At 71.5% G+C, this 14,093-nt stretch carries 12 protein-coding genes; all 12 read right to left on the bottom strand.

Annotation, left to right across the window (positions count from 1 at the left end; all coding sequences use genetic code 11):
- Window positions 1–12: 12 nt before the first annotated feature.
- Complete coding sequence (hemA, locus tag MKK60_RS09810; protein ID WP_243985385.1) at window positions 13–1,260, bottom strand: 5-aminolevulinate synthase; 1,248 nt, start codon at window positions 1,258–1,260, stop codon at window positions 13–15.
- 45 nt (window positions 1,261–1,305) lie between these two features.
- Window positions 1,306–2,169: a putative photosynthetic complex assembly protein PuhE gene (gene puhE / locus MKK60_RS09805; RefSeq protein ID WP_243985383.1), complete on the bottom strand. Its 864-nt coding sequence runs from the start codon at window positions 2,167–2,169 to the stop codon at window positions 1,306–1,308.
- A 10-nt stretch (window positions 2,170–2,179) separates the two neighbouring features.
- Window positions 2,180–3,232 carry a magnesium-protoporphyrin IX monomethyl ester (oxidative) cyclase gene (acsF, locus tag MKK60_RS09800; protein WP_243985391.1) on the bottom strand — a complete coding sequence of 351 codons (1,053 nt, stop codon included), beginning with the start codon at window positions 3,230–3,232 and terminating at the stop codon, window positions 2,180–2,182.
- 20 nt (window positions 3,233–3,252) lie between these two features.
- A complete protein-coding gene (locus MKK60_RS09795) occupies window positions 3,253–3,555 on the bottom strand; it encodes a hypothetical protein (RefSeq protein ID WP_187273562.1) in 303 nt (100 codons plus the stop codon).
- Window positions 3,552–4,025 (bottom strand): photosynthetic complex assembly protein PuhC, encoded by a 474-nt coding sequence (puhC, locus tag MKK60_RS09790; protein WP_147728029.1) that lies wholly within the window; start codon window positions 4,023–4,025, stop codon window positions 3,552–3,554. The genes MKK60_RS09795 and puhC overlap by 4 nt, the downstream gene beginning before the upstream one ends.
- A gap of 269 nt (window positions 4,026–4,294) precedes the next feature.
- A complete protein-coding gene (puhB, locus tag MKK60_RS09785) occupies window positions 4,295–4,996 on the bottom strand; it encodes a photosynthetic complex putative assembly protein PuhB (protein ID WP_243933291.1) in 702 nt (233 codons plus the stop codon).
- A complete protein-coding gene (puhA, locus tag MKK60_RS09780) occupies window positions 4,993–5,769 on the bottom strand; it encodes a photosynthetic reaction center subunit H (RefSeq protein ID WP_147728032.1) in 777 nt (258 codons plus the stop codon). The genes puhB and puhA overlap by 4 nt, the downstream gene beginning before the upstream one ends.
- A 31-nt stretch (window positions 5,770–5,800) precedes the next feature.
- On the bottom strand, window positions 5,801–7,231 hold the full coding sequence (locus MKK60_RS09775) for a BCD family MFS transporter (RefSeq protein WP_243985375.1): 1,431 nt from the start codon (window positions 7,229–7,231) through the stop codon (window positions 5,801–5,803).
- Window positions 7,228–7,935, bottom strand: a complete 708-nt coding sequence (gene bchM / locus MKK60_RS09770; RefSeq protein ID WP_147727571.1) for a magnesium protoporphyrin IX methyltransferase — start codon at window positions 7,933–7,935, stop codon at window positions 7,228–7,230. Before bchM ends, MKK60_RS09775 begins: the two co-directional genes overlap by 4 nt.
- An 11-nt stretch (window positions 7,936–7,946) precedes the next feature.
- A complete protein-coding gene (gene bchL, locus MKK60_RS09765; RefSeq protein ID WP_147727570.1) occupies window positions 7,947–8,840 on the bottom strand; it encodes a ferredoxin:protochlorophyllide reductase (ATP-dependent) iron-sulfur ATP-binding protein in 894 nt (297 codons plus the stop codon).
- Window positions 8,837–12,556, bottom strand: a complete 3,720-nt coding sequence (locus MKK60_RS09760; protein ID WP_243985373.1) for a magnesium chelatase subunit H — start codon at window positions 12,554–12,556, stop codon at window positions 8,837–8,839. Before MKK60_RS09760 ends, bchL begins: the two co-directional genes overlap by 4 nt.
- Window positions 12,531–14,093 (bottom strand): ferredoxin:protochlorophyllide reductase (ATP-dependent) subunit B, encoded by a 1,563-nt coding sequence (bchB, locus tag MKK60_RS09755; protein ID WP_243985365.1) that lies wholly within the window; start codon window positions 14,091–14,093, stop codon window positions 12,531–12,533. Before bchB ends, MKK60_RS09760 begins: the two co-directional genes overlap by 26 nt.

Here is a 14,093-nt window from a genome sequence, read left to right as displayed (position 1 = left end):
CCCGCTCGCGGCCTAGCACCCCCCGCGCCCGCACCAACGCGTCCCACGGCCCGGCCACCGCTCCAGCCCTACCCGACCCCAGCCGGCGGCCAGCCCCCCGACGAGTTGGTCGATGTCGGCGTCCGTGTGCAGGGGCGACGGGGGGATGCGCAGGCGCTCGGTGCCGCGGGCGCCGGTCGGGTAGTTGATCGGCTGCACGTAGAGGCCGAACTCGTCGAGCAGGGTGTCGGAGATCGCCTTGCACAGCACCGGATCGCAGACCATCACCGGGACGATGTGGCTGTCGTTGGGCAGGGTGGGGATGCCGGCGGCGTCCAGGCGCTCGCGCACCCGCTGCACCCGCTCCTGGTGCCGTGCGCGCTCGACGTTGCTCCGCTTGAGGTGGCGGATGCTGGCGGCCGCGCCCGCCGCCACCGCCGGCGGCAGCGAGGTGGTGAAGATGAAGCCCGAGGCGAAGCTGCGGACGAAGTCGCACAGCGTCTCGCTCGCGGTGATGTAGCCGCCATGCACCGCGAAGGCCTTGCCCAGCGTGCCCTCGATCACGTCGAGGCGGTGGGCCAGCCCCATCCGCTCCGAGATGCCGCCGCCGCGCGCGCCGTAGAGGCCGACGGCGTGGACCTCGTCGAGGTAGGTGAGCGCGCCGTGCGCCTCGGCCACGTCGCAGATCTCGTCGATCGGCGCGATGTCGCCGTCCATCGAGTAGACCGATTCGAAGGCCACGAGCTTCGGCCTGCCGGGCTCGATCATCCGCAGCTTGCGGTCGAGGTCCTCCGGGTCGTTGTGGCGGAAGATCTGGCGCTCGGCGCGCGAGGCCCGGATGCCCTCGATCATCGAGGCGTGGTTCTCGGAGTCCGAGAGGATGACGCAGCCGGGCAGCTTGGCGCCGAGGGTGCCGAGCGCCGCCCAGTTCGAGACGTAGCCGGAGGTGAACAGCAGGGCCGCCTCCTTGCCGTGAAGGTCGGCGAGCTCGCGCTCCAGCAGCACGTGGTAGTGGTTGGTGCCGGAGATGTTGCGGGTGCCGCCTGCGCCCGCGCCGCAGCGGTCGAGCGCCGCGTGCATGGCGGCGAGCACGTCCGGGTGCTGGCCCATCCCGAGATAGTCGTTCGAGCACCAGACCGTGACGGGCTTCTCGCCTTCGGGGCTGTGATGGGTCGCGTGCGGGAAGCGCCCGGCCTGACGTTCGAGATCGGTGAAGACGCGGTAGCGCCCCTCCCGGTGCAGGTTCTGAAGCTCGGCGCCGAAGAACGCATCGTAATCCATCGCTCGTCTCCCCGTCCTCGTTTCGATCGCGCGGGTTCTCCCGCGTCAGGCTGCGTCGCGCCGGGCCGGCTCGGCCGGCCCCTGTGTCGGTCCGGCCGCGGCGGAGGCCGCGAGCTTCACCTTTGTCGGGACGGCCGCGGCGGAGGCCGCGACCTTCGGCGGGAGGCTCCAGTTCCAGAGGGCGGCCGCAGGCAGCGGCAGCATCAGGAACCAGTGCTCGAGGGTCGCCAGGCCCATCAGCGTGGTAAGGATGGTGAAGCCGACCATCGCGTGCGGCGTGATCGGCTCGGCGAGCGCCGCCTGGCCGAGCAGCACGACGATCACGGTGGCGACGCTGACCGACACCGGGAACAGCAGGTTCATCGGCCGCTTCGTCAGGTAGCAGCCGAGATAGGCCAGATGGTCGGGCAGGAACTCGGCGTTGAGGTTGCGCACCCCGAGGAACAGGTTGAGCCGGGCGCTGAGGTTCATCCCCCACAGCACGCAGTAGGTCCACAGGGCCAATCTTTGCGGGGTGTTCCAGGTGAGCGCCAGGATCGCCAGCGCGCCGAGAACGATGGCGAATTCGTGCCACAGGCTCGTCGCCACCGCGGCCCGGAAGCGTTCGTAGCCCCGCGCGCCGGGCCGGCAGGCTTCCGGCCGCGGGCCGGTGACGAAGCCCATGTAGTAGCTCATCTCCTGCCAGCCCCAGACCAGCAGCGCGCCGGTGAAGGCGGTGTAGGCCCCCGTCTCCGTGGCATCGCCGGCGCTCGTGCCGATCGCGTAGAGCGCCGCCAGCAGCACCGCGGTGCCGGCGGCCATGCTCCACGGGAAGGTGCGGCGCGGCAGATGGTCGAGCAGGATGATCACCCCCGTGGAGAACCACCAGATCGCCACCGCATAGAGGGCCGGGACGGCGTAGGGCGACATCGCCGGCCCGCTACCACACCGGCTCGAGGCGGATGTCGGCGGGCATCGCGTTGTCGAGGGTCGGCAACAGGTAGAGCCTGCCGAAGGTGACCGCGGCCCGCGCCACCTGCACGCCGCGCTTCCCTATGCCGAGGAGGCCGCCCTGCGCCCGCGCCTCGGCGATCTTCACCGAGCAGTCGAGCAGGGTGTCGAGCCGCTGCTTGAACTTCGGGTTGTCGAGGTCGAGCGTCAGCGGGAAGGTCTGCTTCGAGATCTCGGAGGTGATGCGGAAGACCGTGAAGTCGTACTCGGACGGGTCGACCCCGAGGGCGGCGTGGAAGGCCGGCCGGCAATGGTCGCGGACGTACATCGTCGCGAACACCGCCAGCAGGAAGAACTTGATCCAGTAGCGGTTCAGCCCCTGCGTCAGCTTCGGGTTGGCGCGCATCAGCAGCGCGAAGGCCTCGCCGTGGCGGAACTCGTCGTTGCACCACTTCTCGAACCACTTGAAGATCGGGTGGATGCGCCGCTCGGGGTGCTTCTCCAGCTCGCGGAAGATGGTGATGTAGCGCGCGTAGCCGATCTTCTCGGACAGGTAGGTCGCGTAGAAGATGAACTTCGGGCGGAAGAACGTGTACTTCTTCGACTTCGTCAAGAAGCCCAGATCGACGCCGATGCCGAAATCCTTCAGCGTGTCGTTGATGAAGCCGGCGTGGCGCGCCTCGTCGCGGCTCATGAAGCCGAACAGCTCCTTGATGTCCTTGTTCTTGGCGCGCTTGCGCATCTCGGCGTAGAGGACGCAGCCCGAGAACTCGGCGGTGATCGACGAGACCAGGAAGTCGAGGAACTCCTTCCGGAGTTCGGGCTCCATCTGCGACAGGTCGCAGTCGAAGTCGGCGTTGCGGGTGAAGTGGCGCTTGTTCGGGTCGGAGCGCAGCTCCTCGATCAGCACGTCCCACTCGGCCCGGACCGGCTCGACGTTCGTGCGGTCGAGCTCCGCGAAATCGGTGGTGTAGAAGCGCGGGCTGAGGAAGGTCGTCTCCTGCGCGGACTTGGTCGATTCGTTGACCGGGCGGGTGGGCAGCGGATGCCTGACGGGAGCGTTCAAAGCTTCCTCCTCTCGCTGAAGCTGACTTCGTAGAGCTCGGTCAGCTCGAGATGGCCGGCGAGCTTGGTCCAGAGCCGCTCGATCCGGCCGGCCCGCGTCACCGTCGCGGTGCGGCGGACGACGAGGCGCTCGCCGTAGGGCACCGAGGTCGGCGCGTCGTGGACCTGCACCTCGTCGCCGGGCTCGATCTCGAAGTCGGCGTCGAGGCTGACATGGGCGTGCAGGCTCTCGGGGGTCTGCTCGATCTCGACGGTGCAGGGCACCTCGACCGTGCGGCGGCCGTTCAGAAATCCGATCATCGCGGGACGCTCACGTCGGGAAGGGCGTTGCCGGGTAGGAGCTTGGCGAAGGCGAGCGCGTTGGTCGGACCGAAGGCGCCCATGTTGACGCTGCGCCCCGTGGTCTCGTCGATCAGGGCGAGCGAGCCGTCGTCGTAGCGGGTCAGGCGGAACGGCTCCGCCGGGGTCAGGCCGGCGCGCAGGCGGGACTGGCCGAAGCTGCGCAGGGTCGCGCGGACGAAGTTGTCCTGGCCGGGCTCGATGGTCTCGATCAGCCGCGCATCGGCGGCGTCCTCGATCCGGATCGACCCGTCCGGGCGGTCCAGCACGCGCAGGGCGACGGAGGCGACGGGATTCCCGCCGGGGTTTCCGCTGAGGCCGATCCGCTCGGTGCGCCCGACCACCACCGCCAGCATGGTGAAGCCGAGGAGCGCCCCGGCTCCGATCAGTGCGAGCGCCGGGATCGGTCCGCCCTCCGCCACCTCACCCATCGGCTTCCCTCACCGTCTGCCTGGACCGGTCGTCGGGGCGGCACCGCTCGGTGTCCAGCCGCGTCGCCGTTTCCTTGGCTTCACGTTAACCGGTGTCAAGCACGCTTGACAATCCTCGTTCTGGATTTTTCGGGCGGGTTTTTCGAGAGAACCGTCAAGATGCTGTTCGCGAACGACTTTTTTCGAGAAGCGAACGCCCGCCCCGGCGGTTCGGCCGGGACGGGCGGGGTGATGTCTCGTCCTCGCGGCTCCGCGGAGGCTCGGGCCGGTCAGCGCGCTCCGACGGCGACGAGGCGCGGCTTGCGCGCCGCGTTCTGCGGGCGGGCGACGAGCACCGGCAGCGCGGACTCTTCCTCGGGCGCCCGCGCCGCGACGATCGCCCGGGCGAGGATGGCGGCCACCTCGCCTGCGTTCGGGACGGAGCGGAGCATCGGCTGCGGCTCGGTCACGCGCCAGGGGCGGGCATGCGGCCACAGGTGCAGGTAGGCGACGCGGGTGCCGGCGCTCAGCCGGAGCGGCAGGTCGCCGGTGCCGTCGGCGAAGCTGTGCAGGGCGGCATCCTCCACCTGCGCCAGCGGCAGGTTGAAGGTGACCGGCAGCGCGATGCCGATCCGCATCACCACGCGGCGGTTGGTGATGGTGTAGGTCGTGGTCCAGGAGGCGAGCCAGCCGAGGCCGCCGACGACGGCCAGCGCGGCGGCGCAGGCGGCGAAGGTCGGCCACGAGGCCTCGAGGCCCGCCAGCACCGCGCCGTCGAGGGCCGCCGGCAGGATGGTCCAGGCGGCCAGCACGCCGAACCACAGCACCACGAACCCGCCGTGCATCGGGCGGGCGGCCATGCCGAAGGCGGCCGGCCGGCCCTGCCACAGGATGTGCTCGCCCGGCGGCAGCGCCTCGGGCAGGCCCTCGGGGATCCGGTCGTCGCGGACGGTGTCGTCCGAGGGCGTATCGTGGGTCCGGCGGCCGCTCATAGCAGGGTCTCCGCGCGCTGGGGCGTGGCGTACAGGGTGCCGGCGCCGAAATAGGCGATGATCTTCTCCTCCTCGAGGAGGGTCACCGCGTCGGGGTCGGCGTGGGGCGGGATGTCCGAGAACTGCCGGGCGAGCAGCGCCTCGGTCTTCACGGTGCGCGAGAACCGCCCCGTTCGGCAGAAGGTGACCGGCATCAGCACGCGGCGTCCGCCGGCGCCGAGATCGACCTCGTAGTAGCGGGCGAAGCTTTCGCCGCGGTCGACCCAGATGTCGGACACCGTTCCGGCGATCTGGCTGTCGGCGCCGAACACGCTCATGCCGATCGGGTTGGGGCCGTCCTCGTGGACCATGAAATGCGTCGCGACGCGCAAGGGGACGATCCGCTTCTGGCCGTCGAAGGTGTGATCGAACGCGTCGTCGCGGCTGACCCAGGAGCCGGGGCCGACATGGGCGAACATCGGGTCGGCGCCGGTCGGCTCCAGCGGGGCGCCCGGCCAGGGCTCGCGCTTGCTGCCGAGGTAGTTGCGGTCGGGCCTGGTGTCGGCCTGCGGCGCCTGCTTGATCTTGCCGTCGGCGAGGTGGAACAGCTTCGGCGTCGGGATCAGGATCGGGTCGGGGCGCTTGAGGGTGCCCGTCACCTCGGCCTCGAGGGGATAGCCCTCGCGCCGGTCCTCGCGCCGGAGCCAGAAGACCAGGCCGAAGAAGAACAGGAAGAAGGCGTACAGGACGATCTGCGCGACGTCGACGTAGCCGGTGAGTGCTCCCGTGGGCAGTGCTCCTGGTGGCATGGCGATCTCCCGAGCTTCAGGTGGAGGAGGTGGACAGGGCGACGCGGGGCCTGCCCCGCGCCGCCGCTTGCTGGCTGCGGTCCCGGACCAGCGGGCCGATCGCGACCAGCGTCGCGAACAGCAGCGCGATCTCGATGTGGTAGACGACGAGGTAGCCGATCGAGGGATCGCTCATGCCCTCGCCGAGCGCCCCCGAGACGGCGAGCGCCGAGCCGACGTCCCGCACGATGCCGCTGCCGGCGATGGCGAGGCCAGCCGCCGACGCCTGGACCGCGCCCCAGGCGCCGAGCGCGAGCCCGGTATCCTCCGGCCCGGCCTTCGCCATGGAGGCGGTGAGCGTGCCGTGGGCGAACAGGCCGCCGCCGCAGCCGATCAGGCTGACGCCGGCCGCGAAGACCTGCGTCGAGCCGAGCGGGGCCGCGAACACGACGCAGGAAAAGGCAAGGATGCCGATCACGGCACCCGCCGCCGCCACCCGGAACGGGTCGCCGCCCCGGTTGAGCCAGCGCGCCGCCGCCAGCAGCCCGAGGCCGCCGCCGGCCGCCAGCATCGCGGTCAGCGCCGTGGTCGCGCCGACCGAGAGGTGCAGGATCTGCCCGCCATAGGGTTCCAGCAGGATGTCCTGCATCGAGAAGGCGGCGGTGCCGAGCCCGGTGGCGACGAGGCGGCGCCGCGCCAGCCCCTGCCCCGCATAGGCCGCCCAGGATTCGGAGAAGCTCGGCTGCGCCGCGTCGCGGGCGCGGTCGGGGTCGCGCGCCTCCTGCTTCCACAGGGCCAGCCCGTTGAGCACGATGGTGACGAGGGCCGTGCCCTGGATTACCTGGATCAGCCGCACCTTCGAGAAGTCGGCGAGCAGCAGGCCGAAGGCGACCGCGCTGACCATCATCCCGACGAGCAGCATGACGCAGAGCAGCGCGACGACCTTGGGCCTTGCATGGGCCGGTGCGAGGTCGGTGGCGAGGGCGAGCCCCACCGTCTGCGTGGTGTGGAGGCCGGCGCCGACCAGGACGAAGGCGAGCGCGGCGGCGACCTGCCCGGCCCACATCGGGCCGGTGGTGTCGCCCGACAGCAGCAGCAGCGCGAACGGCATGATGGCGAGCCCGCCGAACTGCAGCAGCGTGCCGAACCAGATGTAGGGGACGCGGCGCCAGCCGAGCACCGACCGGTGCGTGTCCGAGCGGAAGCCGATCAGCGCCCGCAAGGGGGCGAAGATCAGCGGCAGGGACAGCATCAGCGCGACGACCCAGGCCGGCACCTCCAGCTCGACGATCATGACGCGGTTGAGCGTGCCGATCAGCAGCACCGCGGCCATGCCGACGGTGACCTGGAACAGCGACAGCCGCATCAGCCGCCCGAGCGGCAGCTCCTTCGTCGCCGCGTCGGCGAAGGGGAGGATCGACGGCCCGAGGGCCGCGACGTGCCGGATCAGGCGGAGGCCGAGCTTCATCGGCGGCCCCGCGCCAGCTCGATCGCGTTCGAGAGGTAGAAGCCGCTGTTGACGCGCTGCGTGCGCGTCAGCGCGAACTCGGCCAGTGCCGGCTCCCGGCCGATCCGCTTGGCCAGCGCGCCCAGCGTGATCGGCACGATCGCCGGCGCCCGGTCGGCCCTCGGGAACAGCGTGCCGGCGGCGTGCATCGCGGTGAGCAGGGCGGTGCGGGGCGCCACCGTGAATACCACCGACCCGTCCGTGCGCGCGCCGAGCGCAGCGAGCGCCCGGGCGATGTCGGCGGCGCCGTAATGGATCAGCGAATCCATCGCCACGACGTGGTCGAAGCGGCCGAGGCTCGGATCGAGCATGTCGCCGACCCGGAAGTCGATCGACCCGCCGCCCGCGATCGGCCCGGCGCGCTCGGCCGCGAGGCCGACCAGCGTCGCCGACACGTCGATGGCGACGACCTCGGCGCCGCGGCGCGCGGCCTCCAGGCTGAGCGCCCCAGTGCCGCAGCCGGCATCGAGGATGCGCCGGCCGGTCAGGTCGTCGGGCAGCCAGGACAGAAGCTGAGCCCGCATCGTGTCGCGACCCGCCCGCACCGTCGCGCGGATCTTCGAGACCGGTGCGTCGGAGGTGAGCCGCGCCCAGGCCTCGACCGCGGTGCGGTCGAAGTAGGTGGTGAGCTGCGAGCGGCGCTCGGCGTAGGATGCGCTGGTCATCACGAGACCCCTCAATCAAATCCCAGGAACTCGAAGAGGTCGCGGTCCTTCATCGGGATCGCGGAGAGCGGCTTTCCGCCGGCGTAGAGGTAGGCGGCCAGCCGCATGTACTCGGCCTTCACGGCCTCCAGCTCCGGCGTCTCGTCCATCTCGAACAGGGTCGACTTCTTCAGGCGCGAGCGCCGCACGACGTCGAGGTCGGGGAAGTGGGCGATGCGCTCCAGGCCGACGGCGGCGTTGAAGCGGTCGATCTCGTCGGTCTTGGCCGAGCGGTTGGCGATGACGCCGCCGAGCCGCACGGGGTAGTTCTTCGCCTTGGCGTGGATCGCGGCGACGATGCGGTTCATCGCGAAGATCGAGTCGAAGTCGTTGGCGGTGACGACCAGCGCCTGTTCGGCGTGCTGGAGCGGCGAGGCAAAGCCGCCGCAGACCACGTCGCCGAGCACGTCGAAGATCACCACGTCGGTGTCCTCCAAGAGGTGATGCTCCTTGAGGAGCTTCACCGTCTGGCCGACGACGTAGCCGCCGCAGCCTGTGCCGGCCGGCGGCCCGCCGGCCTCGACGCACATCACGCCGTTGTAGCCCTCGGCGACGAAGTCCTCGACGCGCAGCTCCTCGGAGTGGAACTGCACCGCCTCCAGCGCATCGATCACGGTGGGCGCCAGGCGCTTGGTGAGGGTGAAGGTCGAGTCGTGCTTCGGGTCGCAGCCGATCTGCAGCACCCGCTTGCCGAGCTTCGAGAAGGCGACCGACAGGTTCGACGAGGTCGTCGACTTGCCGATGCCGCCCTTGCCGTAGACGGCGAAGACCTTCGCCGTCGTGCCGATGGCGACGTCCAGCGAGACCTGGACGCTGCCTTCCGGCTCGCGGCGGGCGGCGACGGGGTTTCGAATCGCGATGTTCATGCCGCAACCTCCGCGGTGATGCCTTCGAGACGGTCCTCGAGCTCCTCCTCGGCGCGGGCGAGCGCGTCGCGCGTCGCCGCATCGGGAGTCCAAAAGCCGCGCTGGTGCGCCTCGATCAGCCGGTGCGCGACCTTGGCCGAGGCGGTGGGGTTGAGGGCGGCCATGCGCTCGCGCATGGCGGGGTCGAGGACGTAGGTCTCGGTGATGCGCTGGTAGATCCAGGGCGCGACGCCGTCGCTCGTGGCCGACCAGCCCATGGTGTTGGTGAGGTGCGCCTCGATCTGGCGGACGCCCTCGTAGCCGTGGCCGAGCATACCCTCGGTCCATTTCGGGTTGAGCATGCGGGTGCGGGTCTCGAGCGAGACCTGCTCGGAAAGCGAGCGCACGGTGCCCTCGCCGCGGGTCTGGTCGCTGATGAAGATCGGCACCGCGGCGCCGCGGGCCTCGGCCACCGCCCGGCCCATGCCGCCGAGCCCGTCGAAGTAGTGGTCGACGCTCGTCACCCCGACCTCGACCGAATCGAGGTTCTGGTAGGCGAGGTCGACCTTGGCCAGCACGCTGCGCATCAGCGCGCGCTGCGGTGCCGGCTGGCCGGTGCGGCCGTAGGCGAAGCTCTTGCGGCGCGAGAAGGTCTCGGCGATCTCGTCCTCGTCCTCCCAGCGGCCGGACTCGACCAGCCCGTTGACGTTGGCGCCGTAGGTGCCCTCGGCGTTCGAGAACACCCGCAGCGCCGCGGTCTCGAGGTCGATGCTGTGCTCGGCCTGATGCGCGAGGGCGTGCTTGCGGACGAAGTTGCACTCCACCGGCTCGTCGGCGGTGGCGGCGAGGTACGAGGCCTCGGCGAGGAGCTTCGTCTGGAGCGGCAGCAGGTCGCGAAAGATGCCGGAGAGGGTGACGACCACGTCGATGCGCGGGCGGCCGAGCGTCTCCAGCGGGATCAGGGTCGCGCCGCAGAGCCGGCCGTAGCCGTCGAAGCGCGGCGCCGCGCCGATGAGCGCCAGGGCCTGGGCGATCGGGCCGCCCTCGCTCTTGAGGTTGTCGGTCCCCCACAGCACCAGGGCGACGCTCTCGGGCAGCGCCGCGCCCTCGTCGCGGTGACGGGCGAGGATCCGGGCGACCTGCCGCGCGCCGTCGGCGACCGCGAAGGCCGAGGGCAGGCGGTAGGGATCGAAACCGTGCAGGTTGCGTCCCGTCGGCAGCACGGCCGGGTTGCGCAGCAGGTCGCCGCCGGCCACCGGCGCGATGAAGCGCCCGTCCAGCGCCTTGAGCAGGCCGGCGACCTCGTGGTCGCGGGCGAGCAGCGCGTCGGTCTCGGCCAGCGACCGGAAGGCAGCGCGGTGGGTCTCGTCGAGGGGCAGGCCCGCGGCGGCGAGCGCCGCGTCGACCCCCTCGCCCGCCACGAGCGCCGCGATCCCGGCCCGCTCCGGCACGAGGCCGGCGGAGGCTTCGGCCAATGCCAGCAGCAGGTCGACCCGCTCCTCGGGCGGCGTGCCCTGCCCCACCACGTGCATCCCGTGCGGGATCAGGGTGTGCTCCAGCTCGTGCACCGCCTGGCCCAGCGCCTGGATGCGGGCGGCGAGGTCGTCCCAGGCCGGCTCGGCCGGCGCGAGGTCGAGGGCGGCGGCCTGGGCCTGGACGAGCAGGCCGAGGTCGCGCCGCTCGGCTTCCGCCTCGGGCTCCAGGGCGCGCCAGCGCTCGATCGAGGCCTTGAGGTCGATCAGCCCGCGGTACAGCCCGGCCTGGGCGAGGCTCGGGGTCAGGTAGCTGACCAGGGTCGCGGCCGAGCGGCGCTTGGCGATCATCCCCTCGGAGGGGTTGTTGGCGGCGTAGAGGTAGACGTTCGGCAGCGGCCCGATCAGCCGCTCCGGCCAGCACGATTCGGACAGGCCGGTCTGCTTGCCGGGCATGAATTCGAGCGCGCCGTGGGTGCCGAAATGCAGCACCGCGTCGGCGCGGAAGTCGTCGCGCAGGTAGCGGTAGAAGGCCGAGAAGGCGTGGGTCGGCGCGAAGCCGCGCTCGAACAGCAGGCGCATCGGGTCGCCCTCGTAGCCGAAGCCGGGCTGCACGCCGACGAAGACGTTGCCGAACTGCGCGCCGAGGACGAAGAGGGCCGAACCGTTGCTGTTCTGGCGCCCCGGCGCGGGCCCCCACTGCGCCTCGATCTCGGACAGGTGCCGCTCGCGCCGGACGTGCTCCTCGGCGGGGATGCGGTGATGGACGTTGGCGGGCGTGCCGTAGCGGGCCGAGTTGCCGGCGAGCACCGCGTTGCGCAGGTCGTCGACCGTGTCGGGCACCGCGACGTCGTAGCCGTCCGCCTTCATCGCCGTCAGGGTGTTGTGCAGCGACTGGTACACCGACAGGAACGCCGCCGTGCCGATCGAGCCGGCGTTCGGCGGGAAGCCGAACAGCACGATCGCCACCTTGCGCGCGGCCCGCGCGGTCGACCGCAGGGCGACGAGGCGCTCGATGCGGGCGGCGAGCATGTCGGCGCGCTCCGGGTGAACGCGCATGTCGCGGGCGTTCTCGCCCATCGACGCGCCGGAGCGGCCGCCGAACACCATCGGCGCGGTGGCGCCGTCGAGCTCGGGGATCGCGACCATCATCGTGGCCTCGACCGGCGAGAGGCCGCGGTCGGAGCCCTCCCACTGCTCCAGGGTCTGGAACTCCAGCGCGTGGGCGGCGAGGTAGGGCACGTCGAGGTCGGCGAGCGCCGTCTCGGCCGCCGCGGCGTCGTTGTACGCGGGCCCGCCGACCAGCGAGAACCCGGTGAGCGAGACCAGCGCGTCGATGGCCGGCCGGCCGTCGCGGCGGAAGAAGGCGTCCACCGCCGGGCGGTTGTCGAGGCCCGAGGCGAAGGCCGGCACCACCGCGAGGCCGCGGCCTTCGAGCGCCGCGATCACGCCGTCGTAATGGGCGGTGTTCCCGGCCAGCACGTAGGAGCGCATCACCAGCAGGCCGACCCGACCCTTCGCAGGGCCGCTCGAAGGCCCCTTGGGCATGGGGAGCGCGGCGAGCGACTCGCCGATGCGGCCCTTCATGCGCGGGTGGTAGAGGCCGGTCTCGGGATAGCTCAGCGGCGCGGGTGCGGCCGCGATCTCGCGCCAGGCGAGGCGCGGGCCGGCGGCGTAGCGCCCGACCAGGAAGCGCACGAGGTTGGCGATGTTCTCGTCCGAGCCCGAGAGCCAGTATTGCAGGGTGAGGAAGTAGGCGCGCACGTCCTGCGCCGAGCCGGGGATGAAGCGCAGGATCTTCGGCAGCTTGCGGATCATCGCCATCTGGCGGGCGCCGTTGCCCTGGGCGCCCGGCTTGCCGCGCAGCTTCTTCAGGAAGTCGAGGGCGCCGCGCTTGGTGCCGTCCATGTCGAACCGGTTGAGGCGGGTGGTCTTCACCACCTCGCCGGCCGAGAGGCAGCCGATCATCGCGTCGCAGTGCGGGCGACGGGCCAGCAGCGCCGGCAGCACGGCGCGGACGTGCTCGTCCATGAACAGCATCGTCGCGAGCACGATGTCGGCCCGGGCGATGTCGGCCTTGCAGGCGGACAGGCTCGCGGGCGCGGTGTCCCACTCGGCGGCGGCGTGGAAGTCGAGGACGAGGCCGGGCATCTCGCTGCGCAGCCGGAGGCGGGCGCGCTCGAGGGCGCTCGCCATGTGGTTGTCCATCGTCACGACGACGATGCGGAGCTCGGGCCGTTCAGCGACCGAAATGCGCTTTGGCATCGTACAAGGTCTCGACGGTGATGAGCGGCAGCGCCCGCTCCCTGGCGAAGGTTTCCGTGTTGGTGCGGGCTTTTCCTCGGACGAAGAACGGGATCTTCCGCAGCTCCTTCTCGGCCTCCACGGCCCAGGTCGGAGCGGTCGGGCCGGCGAGCGTCACCGAGGTGACGGGCTCGGGAACCGGCGGGGCGGGCGCGGGCGCCCCGGCGGGGGCCTTGCCGCCGAGATGGGACGGGGCGCGGTCGTTGAACTCGGGGTCCTCGCGGAACATCCCGAGCAGGTGCTCCTCCAGGCCCATCATCAGCGGGTGGACCCAGGTGTCGAACAGGACGTTGGCGCCCTCGAAGCCCATCTGCGGCGAGTAGCGCGCCGGGAAGTCCTGGACGTGGACCGGCGCCGAGATCACCGCGCAGGGCAACCCGAGCCGCTTGGCGATGTGACGCTCCATCTGCGTGCCGAGCACCAGCTCGGGGCCGGCCGCCTGGATCGCCGCCTCGACGTCGAGGTAGTCGTCGGAGATCAGCGCCTCGATGCCGTGGAGCGTGGCCTCCGCTCGGACCTCGCGGGCGAACTCGCGGCCGTAGGTGCCGAGGCCGACGACCCGGAAGCCGAGCTCGGCCTTCGCGACGCGGGCGGCGGCGATCGCGTGGGTGGCGTCGCCGAAGATGAAGACGCGCTTGCCGGTGAGGTAGGTCGAGTCGACCGAGCGCGAATACCAGGGCGCGCGCGACGGCGCCCCGGCGAGCACCGGCGCCGGGTCGATTCCGGCCAGCGCCGCGACCTCCTCGACGAAGCGGATCGTCGCGCCGACGCCGATCGGCACCGTCTCGACCATCGGCTGGCCGAAGGTCTTCTGCAGATACTGCGCGGCCGCGCGCGCCACCTCCGGGTAGAGCACGACGTTGAAGTCGGCGTCCTTCAGGCGGCCGAGGTCGGCCGGGCTTGCGCCCATCGGCGCCACGACGTTGACGGCGATGCCGAGCCGCCCGAGCAGTCCGGTGATCTCGGCGAGGTCGTCGCGATGGCGGAAGCCCAGCGCCGTCGGCCCGAGGATGTTGCAGGACGGACGCCGGCCCTCCGGCTTCGGCTCCGGGGACGGCGAGCCGGAAAGCCCGCGGACCAGCCGGTAGAAGGTCTCCGACGCGCCCCAGTTCTCCTTCTTCTGGTAGGCCGGCAGCTCCAGCGCGATCACCGGGATCGGCAGGTTCAGCGCCTTGGCGAGGCCGCCCGGATCGTCCTGGATCAGCTCCGCCGTGCACGAGGCGCCGACGATCATCGCCTGCGGCCGGAAGCGCTCGTAGGCGGCGGCGGCCGCGTCCTTGAAGATCTCGGCGGTGTCGGAGCCGAGGTCGCGGGCCTGGAAGGTGGTGTAGGTGACCGGCGGGCGGGCGTCGCGCCGCTCGATCATCGTGAACAGCAGGTCGGCGTAGGTGTCGCCCTGCGGCGCGTGCAGCACGTAGTGCAGCCCCTCCATCGCGGTGGCGATGCGCATGGCGCCGATATGCGGCGGTCCTTCGTAGGTCCAGAGGGTGAGCTGCAT

Source organism: Methylobacterium sp. J-092, from assembly GCF_022829325.1.
Lineage (GTDB): Bacteria > Pseudomonadota > Alphaproteobacteria > Rhizobiales > Beijerinckiaceae > Methylobacterium.
The sequence above is the reverse complement of the archived record's forward strand: the minus strand, read 5'-3'. Positions and strand labels throughout refer to the sequence as shown.

Coding starts and splice junctions, on each gene's coding strand:
- hemA (WP_243985385.1), bottom strand. CDS start 1,260: ATGGATTACGATGCGTTCTTCGGCGCCGAGCTTCAGAACCTGCACCGG.
- puhE (WP_243985383.1), bottom strand. CDS start 2,169: ATGTCGCCCTACGCCGTCCCGGCCCTCTATGCGGTGGCGATCTGGTGG.
- MKK60_RS09795 (WP_187273562.1), bottom strand. CDS start 3,555: ATGATCGGATTTCTGAACGGCCGCCGCACGGTCGAGGTGCCCTGCACC.
- puhC (WP_147728029.1), bottom strand. CDS start 4,025: ATGGGTGAGGTGGCGGAGGGCGGACCGATCCCGGCGCTCGCACTGATC.
- puhB (WP_243933291.1), bottom strand. CDS start 4,996: ATGAGCGGCCGCCGGACCCACGATACGCCCTCGGACGACACCGTCCGC.
- MKK60_RS09775 (WP_243985375.1), bottom strand. CDS start 7,231: ATGAAGCTCGGCCTCCGCCTGATCCGGCACGTCGCGGCCCTCGGGCCG.
- bchM (WP_147727571.1), bottom strand. CDS start 7,935: ATGACCAGCGCATCCTACGCCGAGCGCCGCTCGCAGCTCACCACCTAC.
- bchL (WP_147727570.1), bottom strand. CDS start 8,840: ATGAACATCGCGATTCGAAACCCCGTCGCCGCCCGCCGCGAGCCGGAA.
- MKK60_RS09760 (WP_243985373.1), bottom strand. CDS start 12,556: ATGCCAAAGCGCATTTCGGTCGCTGAACGGCCCGAGCTCCGCATCGTC.
- bchB (WP_243985365.1), bottom strand. CDS start 14,093: ATGCAGCTCACCCTCTGGACCTACGAAGGACCGCCGCATATCGGCGCC.